General features: G+C 74.0%; 12 protein-coding genes. 6 read left to right on the forward strand and 6 right to left on the reverse strand.

Translation table 11 applies throughout. The annotated features are described in order from the left end of the window. Positions 1 to 36: 36 nt before the first annotated feature. Both BXA05_RS13990 and BXA05_RS13995 read right to left on the reverse strand, forming a co-directional pair. Positions 37 to 1,926, reverse strand: coding sequence for a metallophosphoesterase family protein (locus tag BXA05_RS13990; protein WP_076405583.1), 1,890 nt, complete (start codon positions 1,924 to 1,926; stop codon positions 37 to 39). 97 nt (positions 1,927 to 2,023) lie between these two features. Then, positions 2,024 to 3,583: an MFS transporter gene (locus tag BXA05_RS13995; RefSeq protein ID WP_244550472.1), complete on the reverse strand. Its 1,560-nt coding sequence runs from the start codon at positions 3,581 to 3,583 to the stop codon at positions 2,024 to 2,026. A 225-nt stretch (positions 3,584 to 3,808) separates the two neighbouring features. Here BXA05_RS13995 and BXA05_RS14000 point away from each other — a divergent pair, with 225 nt between their 5' ends. After that, positions 3,809 to 4,453 (forward strand): TetR/AcrR family transcriptional regulator, encoded by a 645-nt coding sequence (locus tag BXA05_RS14000; RefSeq protein ID WP_244550473.1) that lies wholly within the window; start codon positions 3,809 to 3,811, stop codon positions 4,451 to 4,453. A gap of 378 nt (positions 4,454 to 4,831) precedes the next feature. Here the strand turns inward: BXA05_RS14000 and BXA05_RS14005 are convergent, their stop codons facing one another. Together BXA05_RS14005 and ku are read right to left on the reverse strand one after the other, a co-directional pair. After that, positions 4,832 to 5,284: a VOC family protein gene (locus tag BXA05_RS14005; RefSeq protein ID WP_043654330.1), complete on the reverse strand. Its 453-nt coding sequence runs from the start codon at positions 5,282 to 5,284 to the stop codon at positions 4,832 to 4,834. Between the two features lie 122 nt (positions 5,285 to 5,406). Next, the gene (gene ku / locus BXA05_RS14010; RefSeq protein ID WP_076405585.1) at positions 5,407 to 6,465 is read right to left on the reverse strand and encodes a non-homologous end joining protein Ku; all 1,059 of its coding nucleotides are present in this window, start codon (positions 6,463 to 6,465) and stop codon (positions 5,407 to 5,409) included. A 91-nt stretch (positions 6,466 to 6,556) separates the two neighbouring features. Here ku and BXA05_RS14015 point away from each other — a divergent pair, with 91 nt between their 5' ends. Then, the gene (locus BXA05_RS14015) at positions 6,557 to 6,859 is read left to right on the forward strand and encodes a DUF1905 domain-containing protein (protein WP_031315545.1); all 303 of its coding nucleotides are present in this window, start codon (positions 6,557 to 6,559) and stop codon (positions 6,857 to 6,859) included. 41 nt (positions 6,860 to 6,900) lie between these two features. Here BXA05_RS14015 and BXA05_RS14020 read toward each other — a convergent pair whose 3' ends face one another. After that, complete coding sequence (locus BXA05_RS14020; RefSeq protein ID WP_074809919.1) at positions 6,901 to 7,599, reverse strand: GTP pyrophosphokinase; 699 nt, start codon at positions 7,597 to 7,599, stop codon at positions 6,901 to 6,903. A gap of 215 nt (positions 7,600 to 7,814) precedes the next feature. Between BXA05_RS14020 and BXA05_RS14025 the strand changes: the two genes are divergently transcribed. From BXA05_RS14025 to BXA05_RS14035, 3 genes are all read left to right on the forward strand, one after another. Beyond that, entirely contained in the window at positions 7,815 to 10,499 is a 2,685-nt protein-coding gene (locus BXA05_RS14025) for an ATP-dependent DNA ligase (protein ID WP_076405587.1), read from the forward strand. A 74-nt stretch (positions 10,500 to 10,573) separates the two neighbouring features. Beyond that, a complete protein-coding gene (locus BXA05_RS14030) occupies positions 10,574 to 11,824 on the forward strand; it encodes a YncE family protein (RefSeq protein ID WP_211435868.1) in 1,251 nt (416 codons plus the stop codon). After that, the gene (locus BXA05_RS14035; protein ID WP_076405590.1) at positions 11,821 to 13,038 is read left to right on the forward strand and encodes an amidohydrolase; all 1,218 of its coding nucleotides are present in this window, start codon (positions 11,821 to 11,823) and stop codon (positions 13,036 to 13,038) included. The genes BXA05_RS14030 and BXA05_RS14035 overlap by 4 nt, the downstream gene beginning before the upstream one ends. A 19-nt stretch (positions 13,039 to 13,057) precedes the next feature. Here the strand turns inward: BXA05_RS14035 and BXA05_RS14040 are convergent, their stop codons facing one another. Beyond that, positions 13,058 to 13,939: an alpha/beta hydrolase gene (locus BXA05_RS14040; protein WP_076405592.1), complete on the reverse strand. Its 882-nt coding sequence runs from the start codon at positions 13,937 to 13,939 to the stop codon at positions 13,058 to 13,060. 242 nt (positions 13,940 to 14,181) lie between these two features. On the opposite strand from BXA05_RS14040, the gene BXA05_RS14045 reads away from it, so the two are divergent. Next, complete coding sequence (locus BXA05_RS14045) at positions 14,182 to 14,589, forward strand: VOC family protein (protein WP_034654698.1); 408 nt, start codon at positions 14,182 to 14,184, stop codon at positions 14,587 to 14,589. Positions 14,590 to 14,620 lie beyond the last annotated feature (31 nt).

Here is a 14,620-nt window from a genome sequence, read left to right on the forward strand (position 1 = left end):
CCGCGCAGCGCGCGGCGAGCACCGACGCGCAGCGGCTCAGCCCTCGCCCGCGGGTTCACCCCCGGCCGGGGCGTCGGCGGGCGCGTCGCCGTCGGGCACGTCGCTCTCGGTGCCGACCTCGGTGCCGTCCTCGTCGGGCTCCTCGACGACCGGCTCGCCGGACGGCGTGGGCCACGCGATCCGCGGCCAGACCTTCGCGGACTCGTCCGTCCCGATCTGCACGAGCTGCCAGTCGACGATGCGCCGCCGCTCGGGGTCGAAGCGCAGCACCGTCATCTCGGCGGTGCCCTTGAGCGGTCCGATGCGGAGCTGGTCCTTGACCGCGCCCGCGGTGCTCCCGCTCACGTACCGGACGCCCCCGCCTGTCCGCTCCGGACCGGACCGGGTGTGCATGTGCCCGGAGACCTGGTTCGGGACGCAGCCGGAGTCGAGCGCCTCGTTCCCGATGCGGGGCGTGTGGATGAGGAGGAGGTCGATCGGGTCCCCGTCCGCCTGCTCGGCGCACGCGACCTCGGTCAGCCGGGCCGCGTACTCCTCCGGCGTCTCCTCGCGGGGTGGCTGGCTGCCGAGCCCGAGCCGCGTCTCGAGCGGGTCGCGGTCGCCGAGGATGCGGATCCCCTCGACCTCGACGACCTTGCCGTCCAGGACGGTCTGGCCGTTCGCGCGCTCCTGCGCCGAGGTCTCGACGCTGTCGTGGTTGCCGTCGGCGACGACCATCGTCACGCCCTTCGGCACCGCGGAGGCGAACGAGTCGACGCAGAACGACTCGACGGCCGTGCCGTTCATCGTGGTGTCGCCGGCGTTGAGGACGACCGACGCCCCCGACCGCTCCACCGCGGTCCGGATGAGCGGGGCCATGCCGGTGTTGCAGTGCAGGTCGCTCACCACGAGGAGCGTGACGAGGTCCTCCTCCGCCGCGGGGGCGGGCTGCGGCGTCGGCTCGTCGCCCGACTCGGTGTCGGTCTCGCTGTCGGAGCCGTCGTCGGGCGCGACGGGCTCGTCGGCTCCCGCGTCGGTCCCGTCGTCCGTGCCCGACGTCGTCCCCTCCGTCGCGTCCGGGGCGTCGCCCGTCGCGTCGGAGGACGCGCCGTCGGACGGCGCGTCGGAGGCTCGGTCGTCGGACGTGCCCGCCGCGGCGGGACGCGGCGCGGTGAGGCGCTGGATCCGGTCGCGCCGGTCCCAGGCCGCGACGAGGTGGGCGTCCGCGCGCGCGTAGAAGTCCTCGTTCTCGCGGTAGAGGTCGATGAGCATCGCGCCGTAGGTGTCGACGACGCCCGCGAGCCGGCCGGTGATGCGCGCGCCCTCGAGGGGGGTCCCGTCGAACACGGCGGACGCGCGCTGGGACGGCCCGGCCGTCGTGCCCGGGTCGCTCGCGACGAGCGACGCCCCGACGAGCGAGACGAGCACGACGCCCGCCGTGATCTCGTACGTGCGCGGCGCGACCCGCTCGCTGAGCTCGCGCCGGCGCGGCGGGCCGAGCAGGAGGTAGAGACCCGCACCGACGGCCGCCACGACGAGGATCGCGAACCCCGTGCGGCGCAGCGCGTCGACGACGAGGGCGCGCGCGACGGAGCCGATCGTCTCCTGCGGGCCGCCGAAGAAGCGGAGATAGTCCTCGAGGTCCTGGGACAGGCCCTCCAGCGTGTCCGCCTGCCCGACGGCCGTGAGGTCGGCAGGGATCTCCTCGACCGTGACGTCGGCGCCCAGGCCGAGCGGCAGCGGCGAGTCGATCTGGATCGTCCCGAGCGGGCCGAGGTCGACGGTGACGAGGCCGTTCGTCGTGACCTCGTACAGCGCCTCGTGCGGGCCGAGGCTGCGCTCGGCCGTCGCCGTCGTGACCCCCCACACGACGCACGGCACGAGGGCGAGCAGGATGCCGAGGGTCCAGCGGACCCAGCGGGGCGGGGTGCGGTGCGGACGGCTCATCACCGCCCAGCCTCCCGGATCGCGGCTCTCGTCGCCAACCGCGAGCGCCGCGCGCCCCGCCGCGAGGGTGCGGCGGGGCGCGCGAGGCGGCGCGCCGTCAGGACTTCGCGCCCCGCAGCGTGACGAGCGCCACGCCCGCGGCGACGAGCATGAGCACCACGCCGATGAGCGACGTCGTGCCGACGCCGCTGCCGAACGCGGCGTGCGCGGAGTCGAGCAGCGCCCGCGCCTGCCCGGCGGGCAGGGTCGAGGCGACCTGGGTCGCGCCGCCGAGCGTCTCGGCCGCGGCGACGGCGTCGGCCGCGGGGACTCCCTGCGGGACGACGACGTTCGCGTGGTACGACGCCGTGAGGATGCTCCCCAGGACCGCCGTGCCGAGCACGGCGCCCACCTCGTACGCGGTCTCGGAGATCGCGGACGCGGCACCCGCCTTCGCGGCGGGGACGGACGACACGATGAGGTCGTTCGACACGGTCTCGGCCGCGCCCACGCCGAGCGAGAGCACGACGAACGCGACCATGAGCAGCGCGAGCGTGCTCTGCCCGGCGCCCGCGGCGACGATCGCGTAGCCCGTCGCGGAGAACAGCAGCGCGACGGCGACGACGTGCGCCGGGCGCACGCGCCGCACCACCCGGACGACGCCGAGCCCGGCGACGATCATGACGACCAGCCCCGGCAGGAGCGCGACGCCGGCCTGCATCGGGCCGAGCCCGAGCACGAGCTGGACGTCCTGCGACACGAAGAACAGGAAGCCGACGAGCGAGAACACGGACAGCAGGTTGACGAGCACCGCGCCGCTGAAGGCGCCGCGCGTGAAGAGGCGCACGTCGATCATGGGGTTGGACCGGTGGAGCTGACGGCGCACGAACAGCACGCCCGCGGCGAGCCCGACGGCGACGCTCGCGAGCGCGACCACGCTCGGGCCGGACTTCGCGAAGGTCTTGATGCCGTAGACGACCGGGGTCATGGTCGCCATGACGAGCACGATCGACAGGACGTCGATCCGGCCCGGCGCGGGGTCGCGCGACTCGGGCACGAAGAACGGCGCGAGCGCGAGCAGCAGCACGAGCACCGGGACGGCGAGGAGGAAGACCGAGCCCCACCAGAAGTGCTCGAGGAGGAAGCCGCCGACGATCGGCCCGAGCGCGGACCCGGCCGCGAACCCGGCGGCCCAGACGGCGATGGCGAGCCGGCGCTCCTCGCGGTCGGTGAAGACGTTGCGCAGGATCGAGAGCGTCGACGGCATGAGCATGGCGCCGAAGAAGCCGAGCGCGGCGCGCGACGCGACGAGCGCTCCGGCGCTGGGCGCGTAGGCCGCGACCACGGAGACGGCGGCGAAGCCCACCGCACCGGTGAGGAGCAGCCGACGGCGGCCGACGCGGTCGGCGAACGAGCCCATCGGCACGAGCAGACCGGCGAGCACGAGCGGGTAGATGTCGATGATCCACAGCAGCTGCGTCCCGGTGGGGCGCAGCGACTCGGAGATCTGGGGCAGCGCGAAGCTGAGCACGGTGTTGTCGACCGACACGAGCAGCACCGGGAGCATGAGCACGGCGAGCGCGAACCAGCGGCCGGCGGCGCCGCGCGCGGGTCCACGCGTCGCGGGCTCGTGCTGGGCGGTGGTCCCGGTCGGGGTCGTCGTCACGGGGGTCGTCACGGCGAGGGGTCCTTCCACGTCTTCCGGGCGGCCGGGGCGACGCGGTGGCGCCGAACTTCCAGACCGTCCAGACGGTATAGTAACGACGGGACAGGCCACCGTCATCCCGCCCTCGACTGTGACGCTGCGCACCGCGCCGCCTCCCCCGACCGGCGCCCCCGTACCGGCCGCGGGCTCGCGGTTCACCGGCCTGCGGGTCCGCACGGGCCGACTACCCTCGGTGCCATGCCGCCGCCCCCCGCTGCTCGCGCCAAGGTCCTGCGGGCGTTCGCGTCCCTGCTCGTCGAGCAGGGCGAGCGCGCCGCCACGCTCGAGGCGGTCGCCGAGCGCGCCGGGGTGTCCAAGGGCGGGCTGCTCTACCACTTCGGCTCCAAGGACGCGCTCGCCGACGGCCTCACCGAGCACCTCCGGGAGCTCACCGCCGCCGACGTGGAGGCCATGCGCGCCGCCCCCGCGGGGGCCGTCGACTACCTCATCCGCACCTCGACGCTCGTCGACACGGAGTTCGAGCTCGTCTACCTCGCCGTGTCCCGGCTCGCGCAGGGGTCGTACCCGCGCGCCCGTGCTGCGCTCGACGGCGCACACGACGCGTGGACCCGCGCCGTGCTCGACGAGGTCGGCGACCCCGTCGTCGCCCACGCGATCGTCCTGCTCAGCGACGGCCTCTACGCGCACGCCGCGCTGAGCAGCGACGTGCTCGGCCGCGTCACGGGCGGCGACGAGGGGGACGACGGCGACGGTAACGCGGACGAGGACCTCGCCTTCCGCGGTCCCCGCCCCGGCGACGACGTGGACGACCTCCTCGGCCTCATCGGCGAGCTCGTCGCGCTGCGACGCCCGGGCGGGGCGGCGCAACGCCAGAGATCCTGACCGTGCCGACGAGCACCTCGGAGCCCCGACGCCCAAACCCTCGAGCACGAGGACGACGTCGCCGAGGCCGAGCATCGCCGGGCGGTGGCGGCGCTCACGACGGTCTCGGAGCACTACGCGGCGGCCGACTACCTCGACGACGTCCGGGCGGGCTGGGACGAGCGATCGTCGCCGACGCGAACGTCGTGATCGCTGCGTCCAACCCTTCCGGCGTGCACCACACCGAGGCGACGTCGCTCGTCCTCGAGCACGGACAGCACGGGATCGTCCGTCACTTCCTCGCCCTCGCCGAGATGCTCGTCGGTCCCGCGCGAGCAGGCGCTCGGGTACAGGCACGTCACCGCCTGGACCTGGCGGGTTCGGCCTCTCCGCGCCGGCTCAGCCCTCGTAGGCGGCGCGCAACGGCACCAGGTCGAGCTTGGACTGCGTCATCATCACGTCCACGACGCGCTGCACGCGCGCCGGGTCGGGGTCCTGCAGCATCGCGAGGAACTCGAGCGGCACGACCTGCCACGACAGCCCGAACCGGTCCTTGAGCCAGCCGCACTGCGACTCCTGGCCACCGTCGGTGAGCGCCGCCCAGTACTCGTCGACCTCGTCCTGGGACTCGCACTCGACGACGAACGACACCGCCTCGGTGAAGGGGAACTGCGGACCGCCGTTGATGGCGTCGAACCGCTGGCCGGCGAGCTCGAAGTCCGCCGACACGGCGGTGCCGTCGGGCTGGCGGAACACGTCGCCCACCTTCGCGTCGGGGAAGACGCTCGAGTAGAACGTGATGGCCTCCTCGAGGTTGCCGTCGAACCACAGGCTCGGCACGATCGCACGCATCGTCGTCTCCTTCGCAGGGCCTCGCGGGCGGCCGGTCGACCGCCCACCCGTTCCGACGGGCGCCGAGCGCGGAACTCATCGCACCCGCCCGGGATCGCGCGGTGCGCGCCCGCCGCCCGGTGCTAGGCGGACGCCTTCTTCCGGGTCGTCTTCGAGGTGGTCGACTTCTCCTTCGTGGAGGCGGCGCGGCTCGTGCTCTTCTTCGCGGCCGGCTTCGACGCCGCCTTCTCCTTCGTGCCCGAGCTCTTGCTCGCGCTCGTCGACCGGGAACCGCTCGACCCCTTGCCCGACGACGAGCTCGCGCGGCCGGAGCCGGACTTCCCGGTCGACCCGGAGCCCGACCCGGACCGTGAACCTGAGCCTGAACCCGAGGCCTTCCCCCCGCTCGCGCGCGAGCTCTTGGACGACGCGACCGACTTGCGCAGCGCCTCCATGAGGTCGATGACCTCCGCGCCCTCGCTCTCCTCCGGCTGCTCGCCGAAGGTCTCGGCGGTGTCGAGCGCGTCGCCCTGCTCGAGCTTGGCCTCGATGAGCTGGCGGAGCTGCGCCTGGTAGTCGTCCTCGTAATCCTCCGGCGTGAAGTCCGCCTCGAAGCTCGCGACGAGCTGCGCCGACATGGCGAGCTCCTTGTCGGTCACCCTCGCCTCGTCGTCGAGCGAGGGGAACGCGGCCTCGCGCACCTCGTCGGCCCACAGCAGCGTCTGGAGCACGAGCACGTCGTCCCGCACGCGCAGCGCCGCGAGCCGCGTGCGCTGGCGGAGCGCGAACTTCACGATCGCCGTCCGGTCGGTCTCCTCGAGCGTGCGCCGCATGAGCACGTACGCCTTGTTGGACTTCGAGTCGGGCTCCAGGTAGTAGCTGCGGTCGAGCAGGAGCGGGTCGATCTGCTCGCTCGGCACGAACTCCACGACCTCGATCTCGCGGCTGCGCTCGGCGGGGAGCGCGGCGAAGTCCTCACTCGTCAGCACGACGGTGCGCTCGCCGTCGTCGTACGCCTTGTCGATGTGCTCGTACGGCACGACCTCGCCGTCGATCTCGCACACGCGCCGGTAGCGGATGCGGCCGCCGTCCTTGTCGTGGACCTGGTGCAGCGGCACGTCGTGGTCCTCCGTCGCGGAGTACACCTTGACCGGCACGTTGACGAGGCCGAACGTGATGGCGCCCTTCCAGATGGCCCTCATCCGTCCATGGTGGCGTCACCGGCGCCCGCCCGCGAGGGATACGGCGCGACGTCGGCACCCGCGTGTGGGTGGCCCGCGGCACCATGGACGGGTGGCGGGGACGAGGTTCGAGTTCGAGGCCGAGCTGTGGCGGTGGGAGGCGCGCACCGACAGCTGGGTGTTCGCCGCGCTCCCGGAGGACGTGAGCGACGAGATCGCGGAGCTGCCGCTGCCGCCCGCGGGGTTCGGCTCGGTCAAGGTCGAGGTGACGCTCGGTGCGCAGCGCTGGTCCACGTCGGTGTTCCCCGACGCGCAGCGCAAGACGTTCGTCGTGCCGATCAAGGCCGCGGTCCGCCGCGCCGAGGGCGTCGACGTCGGCGACCGGGTGCGGATCGGCGTCGAGACGCTGGTCTGAGCGGCCCGACGTCGTCGCGCGGCCCGCGCGGGAGCGTCGCCTCAGCCGTCGTGGCGGCGTTCGTGGAACGCCTCGTCGGCGACCTGCGCCGTCCGCATGAAGCTCTCCATCACCTCGCGCGGCGTGGCGAGCTCGTCGGTGTTCTCGACCGGCTCCGGCACGCCGTCGAGGCTGCGGACCTCGTCGTGGATGCGCTCCATCGTCGTGTCGAGGGTCGCGGCGACGTCCGCCGCGAGCTTGAGCGCGTCCGTCAGGTGCTGAGGCACGTCCCGCTGGTACTTGTAGTAGATCTTGTGCTCCAGGCTCGCCCAGAAGTCCATGGCGATCGTGCGGAGCTGGATCTCGACGACGACGTCCTCGACGCGGTCGGAGAGGAACACCGGCACCTGGACGATGAGGTGCAGGCTCTTGTAGCCGTTGCCCTTCGGGTGCGCGATGTAGTCGCGCTCCTCCAGGACCGTGAGGTCGCGCTGGCCCACGAGCAGGTCGCGCACGCGGTAGATGTCGGAGACGAACGCGCACGTGACCCGGACGCCCGCGACGTCGAACATGTTCTCCCGCACGCCCTCCGGGGTGAGCGGGATCCCCTTGCGCCGCGCCTTCGCGACGATCGACTCGAGCGACTTCAGGCGCGAGCCCAGGTGCTCGATCGGGTTGTCGTCGTGCACGTGCCGGAACTCGTCGCGGAGCACGGTGATCTTCGTCATCACCTCGTCGATGCCGAACTTGTAGTTCATCATCAGGCGACGGAACTCGCGGACGCGGGGACCGATCTCCGCGGGGAGCGGTACGTCGTCGGTCGTCAGGTGCGTCACGGTGATCCTCTCGGTCCGGCATCGACCCCGGGCGGGCTCCCCGGCCGGTCGGACAGCCCCACCCAGTGTCCACGGTCGAGGGCGCCGAGAAGTTCCCGCCACGGCGGGCGACGCCGTCGGGCCCGCGCCACGATGGGCCCATGGCCACCACATCCAGCCGGGCGGGCGAGACGGTGAACGTCGGTGGTCACCGCCTGCGGCTCACCAACCTGGACAAGGTCCTCTACCCCGCCACCGGCACGACGAAGGCCGACGTCCTCGCGTACCTCGCGGCCGTCGCCGACGTCATGCTCCCCCACTGCGCCAACCGGCCCGCGACGCGCAAGCGGTGGCCCGACGGCGTCGACGGCCAGGTGTTCTTCCAGAAGAACGCGGGCCAGGGCGTCCCGTCCTGGGTGCGCACGCGGCGCATCCAGCACAAGAGCAGCGCCAACGACTACGTGCTGGTGAACGACCTCGCGACCCTCACGTGGCTCGGCCAGACGGCTTCGCTCGAGCTCCACGTGCCGCAGTGGCAGTTCGGCCGCACCGGGGCGCACCTCGACCCCGACCGCCTCGTCCTCGACCTCGACCCCGGCCCGGGGGCCGGGCTGGCCGAGTGCGCGGAGGTCGCACGCCAGGCGCGGCAGATCCTCCAGGGCATGGGCCTCGAACCCCTGCCCGTGACGAGCGGGTCCAAGGGCATCCACCTGTACGCCGCGCTCGACGGCAAGCAGGACGCGGCGGCCGTCTCCGCCGTCGCGCACGAGCTCGCCCGCTACCTGGAGGCCGAGCACCCCGACCTCGTCGTGAGCGACATGAAGAAGTCGCTGCGCGGCGGCAAGGTGCTCGTGGACTGGAGCCAGAACAACGGCAACAAGACGACGATCGCGCCCTACTCGCTGCGCGGGCGAGAGCACCCCACCGTCGCCGCGCCCCGCACCTGGGAGGAGCTCGACGACCCGGACCTGCGCCACCTGGACCTCGACGAGGTCGTCGAGCGCGTGCGCACCCTGGGCGACCCGCTCGCCGCGCTCACGCAGGGACACCTCTCCGCGCTCGAGCCCACGCCCGCGCGCATGGCGACGTTCGAGCGCAAGGGGGGTGCGGCGTCGGGCAGCGGGACCGCGGACGGCGGGACGGACGACGAGCGGCCCGACCGCCTGCACCGGTACCGCTCCATGCGCGACGCCGGGCGCACGCCCGAGCCCGTCCCGGACGAGGCGCCGCCGCCGAGCGCGGGCAACAGCTTCGTCATCCAGGAGCACCACGCCCGCCGCCTGCACTGGGACTTCCGGCTGGAGCACGACGGCGTCCTCGTGAGCTGGGCGCTCCCGCGCGGCGAGCCGACCGACCCGAAGAAGAACCACCTCGCCGTCCAGACCGAGGACCACCCGCTCGCCTACGGCTCGTTCGAGGGCACGATCCCGAAGGGCGAGTACGGCGCCGGCGAGGTGACCATCTGGGACGCTGGCACGTACGAGCTCGAGAAGTGGCGCGACGGCGAGGAGGTCATCGTCACGCTCCACGGCGAGCAGCACGGCACGCGCCGCCTCGCGCTCATCCACACGGGCGGCCGCGACGGCCGCGACGAGGACAACTGGCTGATCCACCTCATGGCGCCGAGGCCGAGCCGTCCGGGCGAGAGCGCGCGGGGTCGGGGCGCCGGGGGTGGGGAGGAGGCGCCGGGTCTACCATCCGCGGCTCGTCCCTCGCCGCTCCCGCCAGACCCGCCACGACCCGGCACCTCCTCCCCACCCCCGGCTTCGCGGTCGGCTCGGGGCGCGTCCTCGCCCGACCACGACGACACGCCGGAGCCGCGGCCGGCTCGGACGGACTGGCGGCCGATGCTCGCGTCGCCCGCGTCGGCGGGCGACCTGCACGACGGCGACGCGTGGGCGTTCGAGATGAAGTGGGACGGGTTCCGGACGCTCGCGCACGTGTCCGAGGGTCGCGTGCGGCTCGTGAGCCGCTCGGGCAAGGACATGTCGGTGACGTACCCGGAGCTGCAGGCGCTCGCGGAGCAGGTCCCGGCCGAGGCGCTGCCGGTGGTCCTGGACGGGGAGATCGTCGCGCTCGACGCGCGGGGGCGGCCGAGCTTCCGGCGTCTCCAGCAGCGCGCGAACATCGCCAAGCCGGGGGACGTCGCCGCGGCGAGACGGCGGGTCACGGTCGACCTCATGGTGTTCGACGTCCTGGAGACCGGCGGGCGGTCGCTCGCGAAGCGCCCGTACGACGAGCGGCGCGAGGTGCTGGAGGACGTGCTGCGCGACGCCGTCGCCCCGGTGCACGTGCCGCCCGTGTTCGACGGGGACCTGGAGGCCGCGATGGAGACGTCGAGGCGGCTGGGGCTCGAGGGCGTGGTCGCGAAGCGGCGCGACGGGACGTACTCGTCGGGCCGCCGCTCGGCGCTGTGGCTGAAGCTCAAGCACGCGCAGTCGCAGGAGGTCGTCGTGGTCGGGTGGCGGCCGGGCCACGGCGAGCGGACGCACCTCGTCGGGTCCCTGCTGCTCGCCGTGCCCGACGACGGCCGCCTCGTCTACGTGGGCCGGGTCGGGTCGGGCTTCACGGACGCCGAGCGGCGTGACCTGGTCGCCGAGCTCGACCGGATCGGTCGCACGACGCCGCCCGCGGTGGGCGTGCCGCGCGAGGACGCGCGCGACGCGCACTGGGTGTCGCCGCGGCGGGTCGCGGAGGTCGTCTACGCCGAGTGGACGGGCGCCGGGGAGGGCGACGGGGACGACGTCCCGTTCGGCAAGCTGCGCCACCCCGTGTGGAAGGGATGGCGCCGGGACAAGTCGCCGGACGACGTCGTGCTGGAGGCGCCCGCGACGTTCGAGGGCTGACTCGGCCGGGGCCCTCGGTCGGTCGCCGCATCGCGCTCGCGGAGCGCTCGCCGCGATTGGTATACCATTTGGCCATGGCTGCCCCTCCCGTCCCGCGCCGCACCGACCGGCCCGGGAACCGTCGGCCGCGCCACGTGGTGGCGTGGGCCGCGGCGCTCGGCGTCGCCGTCCTCGCCGCGTGCACGCCCGGCGGGGCGGGCGACGACGCCGCGCCCGCTGCACCGCCGAGCCCGGCCGCCTCGCCGCAGACTCCTGCGACGACGCCCGCGGACGGCCCGACGACCCCCGCGCCCGACGCCGTCCCCGCCGTCGAGACCCCGCGGTTCCTGCTCGCGACCGAGGCGGAGTCCGACGGCCTCGCGGTCGTCGACCCGACGATCCGGGAGGGCAGCGCCGTCGTCGACCGCATCGAGGTGGGGGCCGCGCCGTGGGGCGTCGCGGTGCACGCCCCGACGATGCGCGCCTACGTCTCGACGGCCCAGGGCGTCGCCGTCGTGAACCTCGCGACGCGCGAGCGGGTCGACCTCCTCCCCTACCGGGACGCGCCCGCGCGCGTCGCGTTCGGCGAGTACCGCCGCGGCGGCATGGGCATCGCCGTCTCGCCCGACGGCGCCCGCGTCCACGTCGCCGTCCACCGCGGCGACTCGTCGACGCTCGAGACGATCGACGTCGCGTCGCGCGAGGTCGTCGCGAGCACCCCCGTGGGGCTGCGACCGTTCGACGTGCTCGTCGCCGCCGACGGCGGCGAGGTCTACACCGTCGACCACGACACGTTCTCCGTGCACGTCGTCGACACCACGACGTTCGAGGCCCGGCGGATCGAGGTCGCGCCGTTCGGCACGGACGGCGGGCTCGCGTCGTTCGAGAAGCCGCACTACGCGGTGCTCGACGACGACGGCTCGCTCCTGCTCCCCTACCAGGGCCGCGTGCTGGTCCGCCTCGACCCGGCCACCGGCACGACGACGACCGTCGCCTCGGCGGCGGACAGCCACCAGCACGGCGTCGCCCGCGCGCCCGACGGCCGCGTCGTCGTCGTGGGCAACGGCCCGTTCGGCAACGCCACGGGCGGGCCGAACGTGACGGTGCTCGACCCGGCGACCGGCGCGGAGCAGGTCACCTCGCTCACGCGCCGCCACGAGACCGTGACGACGTGGACCGACCCCGCGACGGGGCGCCCGAGCGCCGTGCTCGCCGGCGGGTACACGCAGGCCGAGGCGTGGGACGGCGCGACCGTCGTCGACCTCGGCACGCTCGACACGTACGAGATCCAGATCCCCGGACGGCCCCAGGTCGTCGTCCCGCTGCCGGAAGGACCCGCCGCATGACCACCGCCCGCACCCCCGAGACCGTCACCGTCCTGCGCGACGTCCGCCCCTGGGGCGGCGAGCCGGTCGACCTGCACGTCGCGGACGGCCGCATCGCCGCGGTGACGCCGCACGACCCGGCGGTGGGCACGGCGCCGGAGGCCGGCGTGGTCGACGGCCGCGGCCTGCTCGCGCTCCCGGGCCTCGTCAACGCCCACGCGCACGTCGACAAGAGCTGGTGGGGCCGGCCCTGGGTGAGCTACGGCGGCGAGGCGACGACGCAGGGCCGCATCGCGCACGAGCGCGCGCACCGCGACGAGCTCGGCATCCCGGGCGTCGACGTGACGCTCACGGTGCTGCGCGAGTTCGTGCGGCACGGCACGACGGCGATCCGCACCCACGTCGACGTCGACCTCGGCCTGGGGCTGCGCGGCATCGAGGTCGTGCGCGAGGCGCTCGCCGCGCTGGACGGCGCCGTGCACGCCGAGATCGTCGCGTTCCCGCAGGACGGCGTGCTGCGCCGGCCCGGGGTGCTCGACCTGCTCGACGCGGCCGCCGCCGCGGGCGCCGAGCACGTCGGCGGCCTCGACCCGGCGTCGATCGACCGCGACCCCGTCGGCCAGCTCGACGGGCTGTTCGCGATCGCCGAGCGCCGCGGCGTCGGGATCGACGTGCACCTCCACGACGGCGGGGACCTCGGCGCGTTCCAGGTCGAGCTCATGATCGACCGCACCCTGCGCGCCGGCCTCCAGGGCAAGGTCAACGTGGCGCACGGCTTCGCGGTCGGCGACGTCCCGGCGTCGCGCCAGGCGGAGCTCGTCGCCGCGATGGGCGAGGCCGGCATCACCATGACCACGGTCGCGCCGATCGGCGCCGCTCCCCTGCCCGTGCACGCGCTGCGCGCGGCGGGCGTCGCCGTCGGGCTCGGCACGGACGGCATCCGCGACCTGTGGTCCCCGTACGGGACGGGCGACCTCCTCGCGCTGACGACCCAGCTCGCCCGCCTCTCGCGCTTCCGGTACGACGAGGAGCTCGTCACCGCGGCGCGCGTCGCGACGTCCGACGCCGCGCGCTTCGTCGGCCGCGACGTCCACGACCTCGTCGTCGGCGCGCCCGCGGACGTGGTGCTCGTCGACGCGGAGAACGTGCCCGACGCCGTCGTGCGCACCCCGCGCCGCGCGCTCGTCGTCGCGGGCGGCCGGGTCGTGGCCCGCGACGGCGACGTGCTCGTCTGACGTCGCGGGCCCCGAGCCGTCAGGCGCGCGGCGCCCTCGCGTGCGCCAGGGCCCAGTCGAGCGCGTGGTCCGCGACCGCCTCCCACCCTGGTGCCCCGCACGTCCAGTGGTCGCGGCCCGCGAACTCGTAGTACTCCGTGAGCGCGGGCGAGGCCTCCCAGTGCTTGGCGTTCGAACGGTTCACGGCCGGCGGCATGATGTGGTCCTGCTCCCCCGCGACGAAGAGCAGGGGCGCCCGGTCCGCCGAGTAGTCGACCCACGTGTCCTGGTGCCCGGGCTTGAAGTTGGCGACGAGGCCGTACTCCCACACCCAGTGGCCGGGGGCGGGGATCGCGTACCGCTCCCACACCTCGCGCGACGCCTCCTCGCTGAGCGTGTTCGTGAACGCGTAGTGGAACTCCTCGGGCGTGAAGCCGACGGCGCGGTGCCGGTTCGCGGGGTTGCGCAGCGCCGGGAAGAGGGAGCGCGCCTGGGACACCGGGCTGACGCGCACGCCCTCGGTGGGCGCCGAGTCGATCACGACGCCCGCGGCACCGAGACCCCGCGCGAGCAGGAGCTGGGTGAGCGTGCCCCCGAACGAGTGGCCCATGATGATCGGCTGCGCGTCGAGCGCCTCGATGACGGAGGCCAGGTGGTCCAGGGTCTCCGGGACGGTGAGGTCGGCGATGAGCTGCGGGTTCTCCCGGAGCCCCTCGACCTCGATCTCGAAACCGGGGTAGCCGGGCGCCAGGACGGTGAGTCCCTGCTGCTCGTAGTGCGTGACCCACCCCTCCCAGCTCCGGGGGGTCATCCAGAGGCCGTGCACGAGCACGACGGTGTCGGGGCGCCGGGCAGGAGGCGCGGCGGCAGACGCCTCGGCGAGGTTCTCGGCAGGGTGCTCGGTGCGGTCGGTGTCGGTCATGGCGGGTTCCTCTCGGGCTCGGTGGCGGTGGAGAAGAGCGGGGACGCCACGTCGCGTCCCCCCGGCCGGCACCCCGCCGACCTGTCCTTCGAGAACTGTGCGCGGAGCCCTCCGTCGGACGCTACCGTTCCCGGGCGCCGGGCGACAGACCCTCTGGCCTCCCCGTCGATGAGTTTCCGGGCTCGGGTGCGTCTATCCCGCGACACCCCTCGGGCCAGGCGCCCGCGACACCGGAGGACCACATGAGCACCCAGATCTTCGTCAACCTGCCCGTCCAGGACCTCGACGCCGCCAAGGCGTTCTACACCGCGCTGGGGTACACGGTGAACGAGCAGTTCACGGACGAGAACGCGTCCTCGATCGTGCTCAGCGACACGATCTACGTGATGCTCCTCACCGCGGAGTTCGCGCAGCGGTTCACCAACAAGGCGATCGCCGACGCGACCGCCACGACCGAGGTCATCAACGCCCTGAGCGTCGGCTCCCGCGCCGAGGTCGACCGGCTCGCCGACGCCGCGTTCGCCGCCGGTGCGACGGCGGTCAAGGACCCCCAGGAGGAGGGCGGCTTCATGTACTCGCGGAGCTTCGCCGACCTCGACGGGCACCAGTGGGAGGTCCTTCACATGGACCCCACCGCGTTCGAGGGCTGACCGCATCGCGGGAATCCGTCGGGCGCCCGCG

This window comes from Cellulosimicrobium funkei (assembly GCF_900155925.1).
In the GTDB taxonomy this organism is placed as follows: Bacteria; Actinomycetota; Actinomycetes; order Actinomycetales; family Cellulomonadaceae; genus Cellulosimicrobium; species Cellulosimicrobium funkei.

Excerpts from the sequence above, each read along its gene's own strand:
- BXA05_RS14035 (WP_076405590.1), top strand. The coding sequence starts at position 11,821 with ATGACCACCGCCCGCACCCCCGAGACCGTCACCGTCCTGCGCGACGTC.
- BXA05_RS14020 (WP_074809919.1), bottom strand. The coding sequence starts at position 7,599 with ATGATGAACTACAAGTTCGGCATCGACGAGGTGATGACGAAGATCACC.
- ku (WP_076405585.1), bottom strand. The coding sequence starts at position 6,465 with ATGAGGGCCATCTGGAAGGGCGCCATCACGTTCGGCCTCGTCAACGTG.
- BXA05_RS13990 (WP_076405583.1), bottom strand. The coding sequence starts at position 1,926 with ATGAGCCGTCCGCACCGCACCCCGCCCCGCTGGGTCCGCTGGACCCTC.
- BXA05_RS14000 (WP_244550473.1), top strand. The coding sequence starts at position 3,809 with ATGCCGCCGCCCCCCGCTGCTCGCGCCAAGGTCCTGCGGGCGTTCGCG.
- BXA05_RS14030 (WP_211435868.1), top strand. The coding sequence starts at position 10,574 with ATGGCTGCCCCTCCCGTCCCGCGCCGCACCGACCGGCCCGGGAACCGT.
- BXA05_RS14045 (WP_034654698.1), top strand. The coding sequence starts at position 14,182 with ATGAGCACCCAGATCTTCGTCAACCTGCCCGTCCAGGACCTCGACGCC.
- BXA05_RS14025 (WP_076405587.1), top strand. The coding sequence starts at position 7,815 with ATGGCCACCACATCCAGCCGGGCGGGCGAGACGGTGAACGTCGGTGGT.
- BXA05_RS14005 (WP_043654330.1), bottom strand. The coding sequence starts at position 5,284 with ATGCGTGCGATCGTGCCGAGCCTGTGGTTCGACGGCAACCTCGAGGAG.
- BXA05_RS14040 (WP_076405592.1), bottom strand. The coding sequence starts at position 13,939 with ATGACCGACACCGACCGCACCGAGCACCCTGCCGAGAACCTCGCCGAG.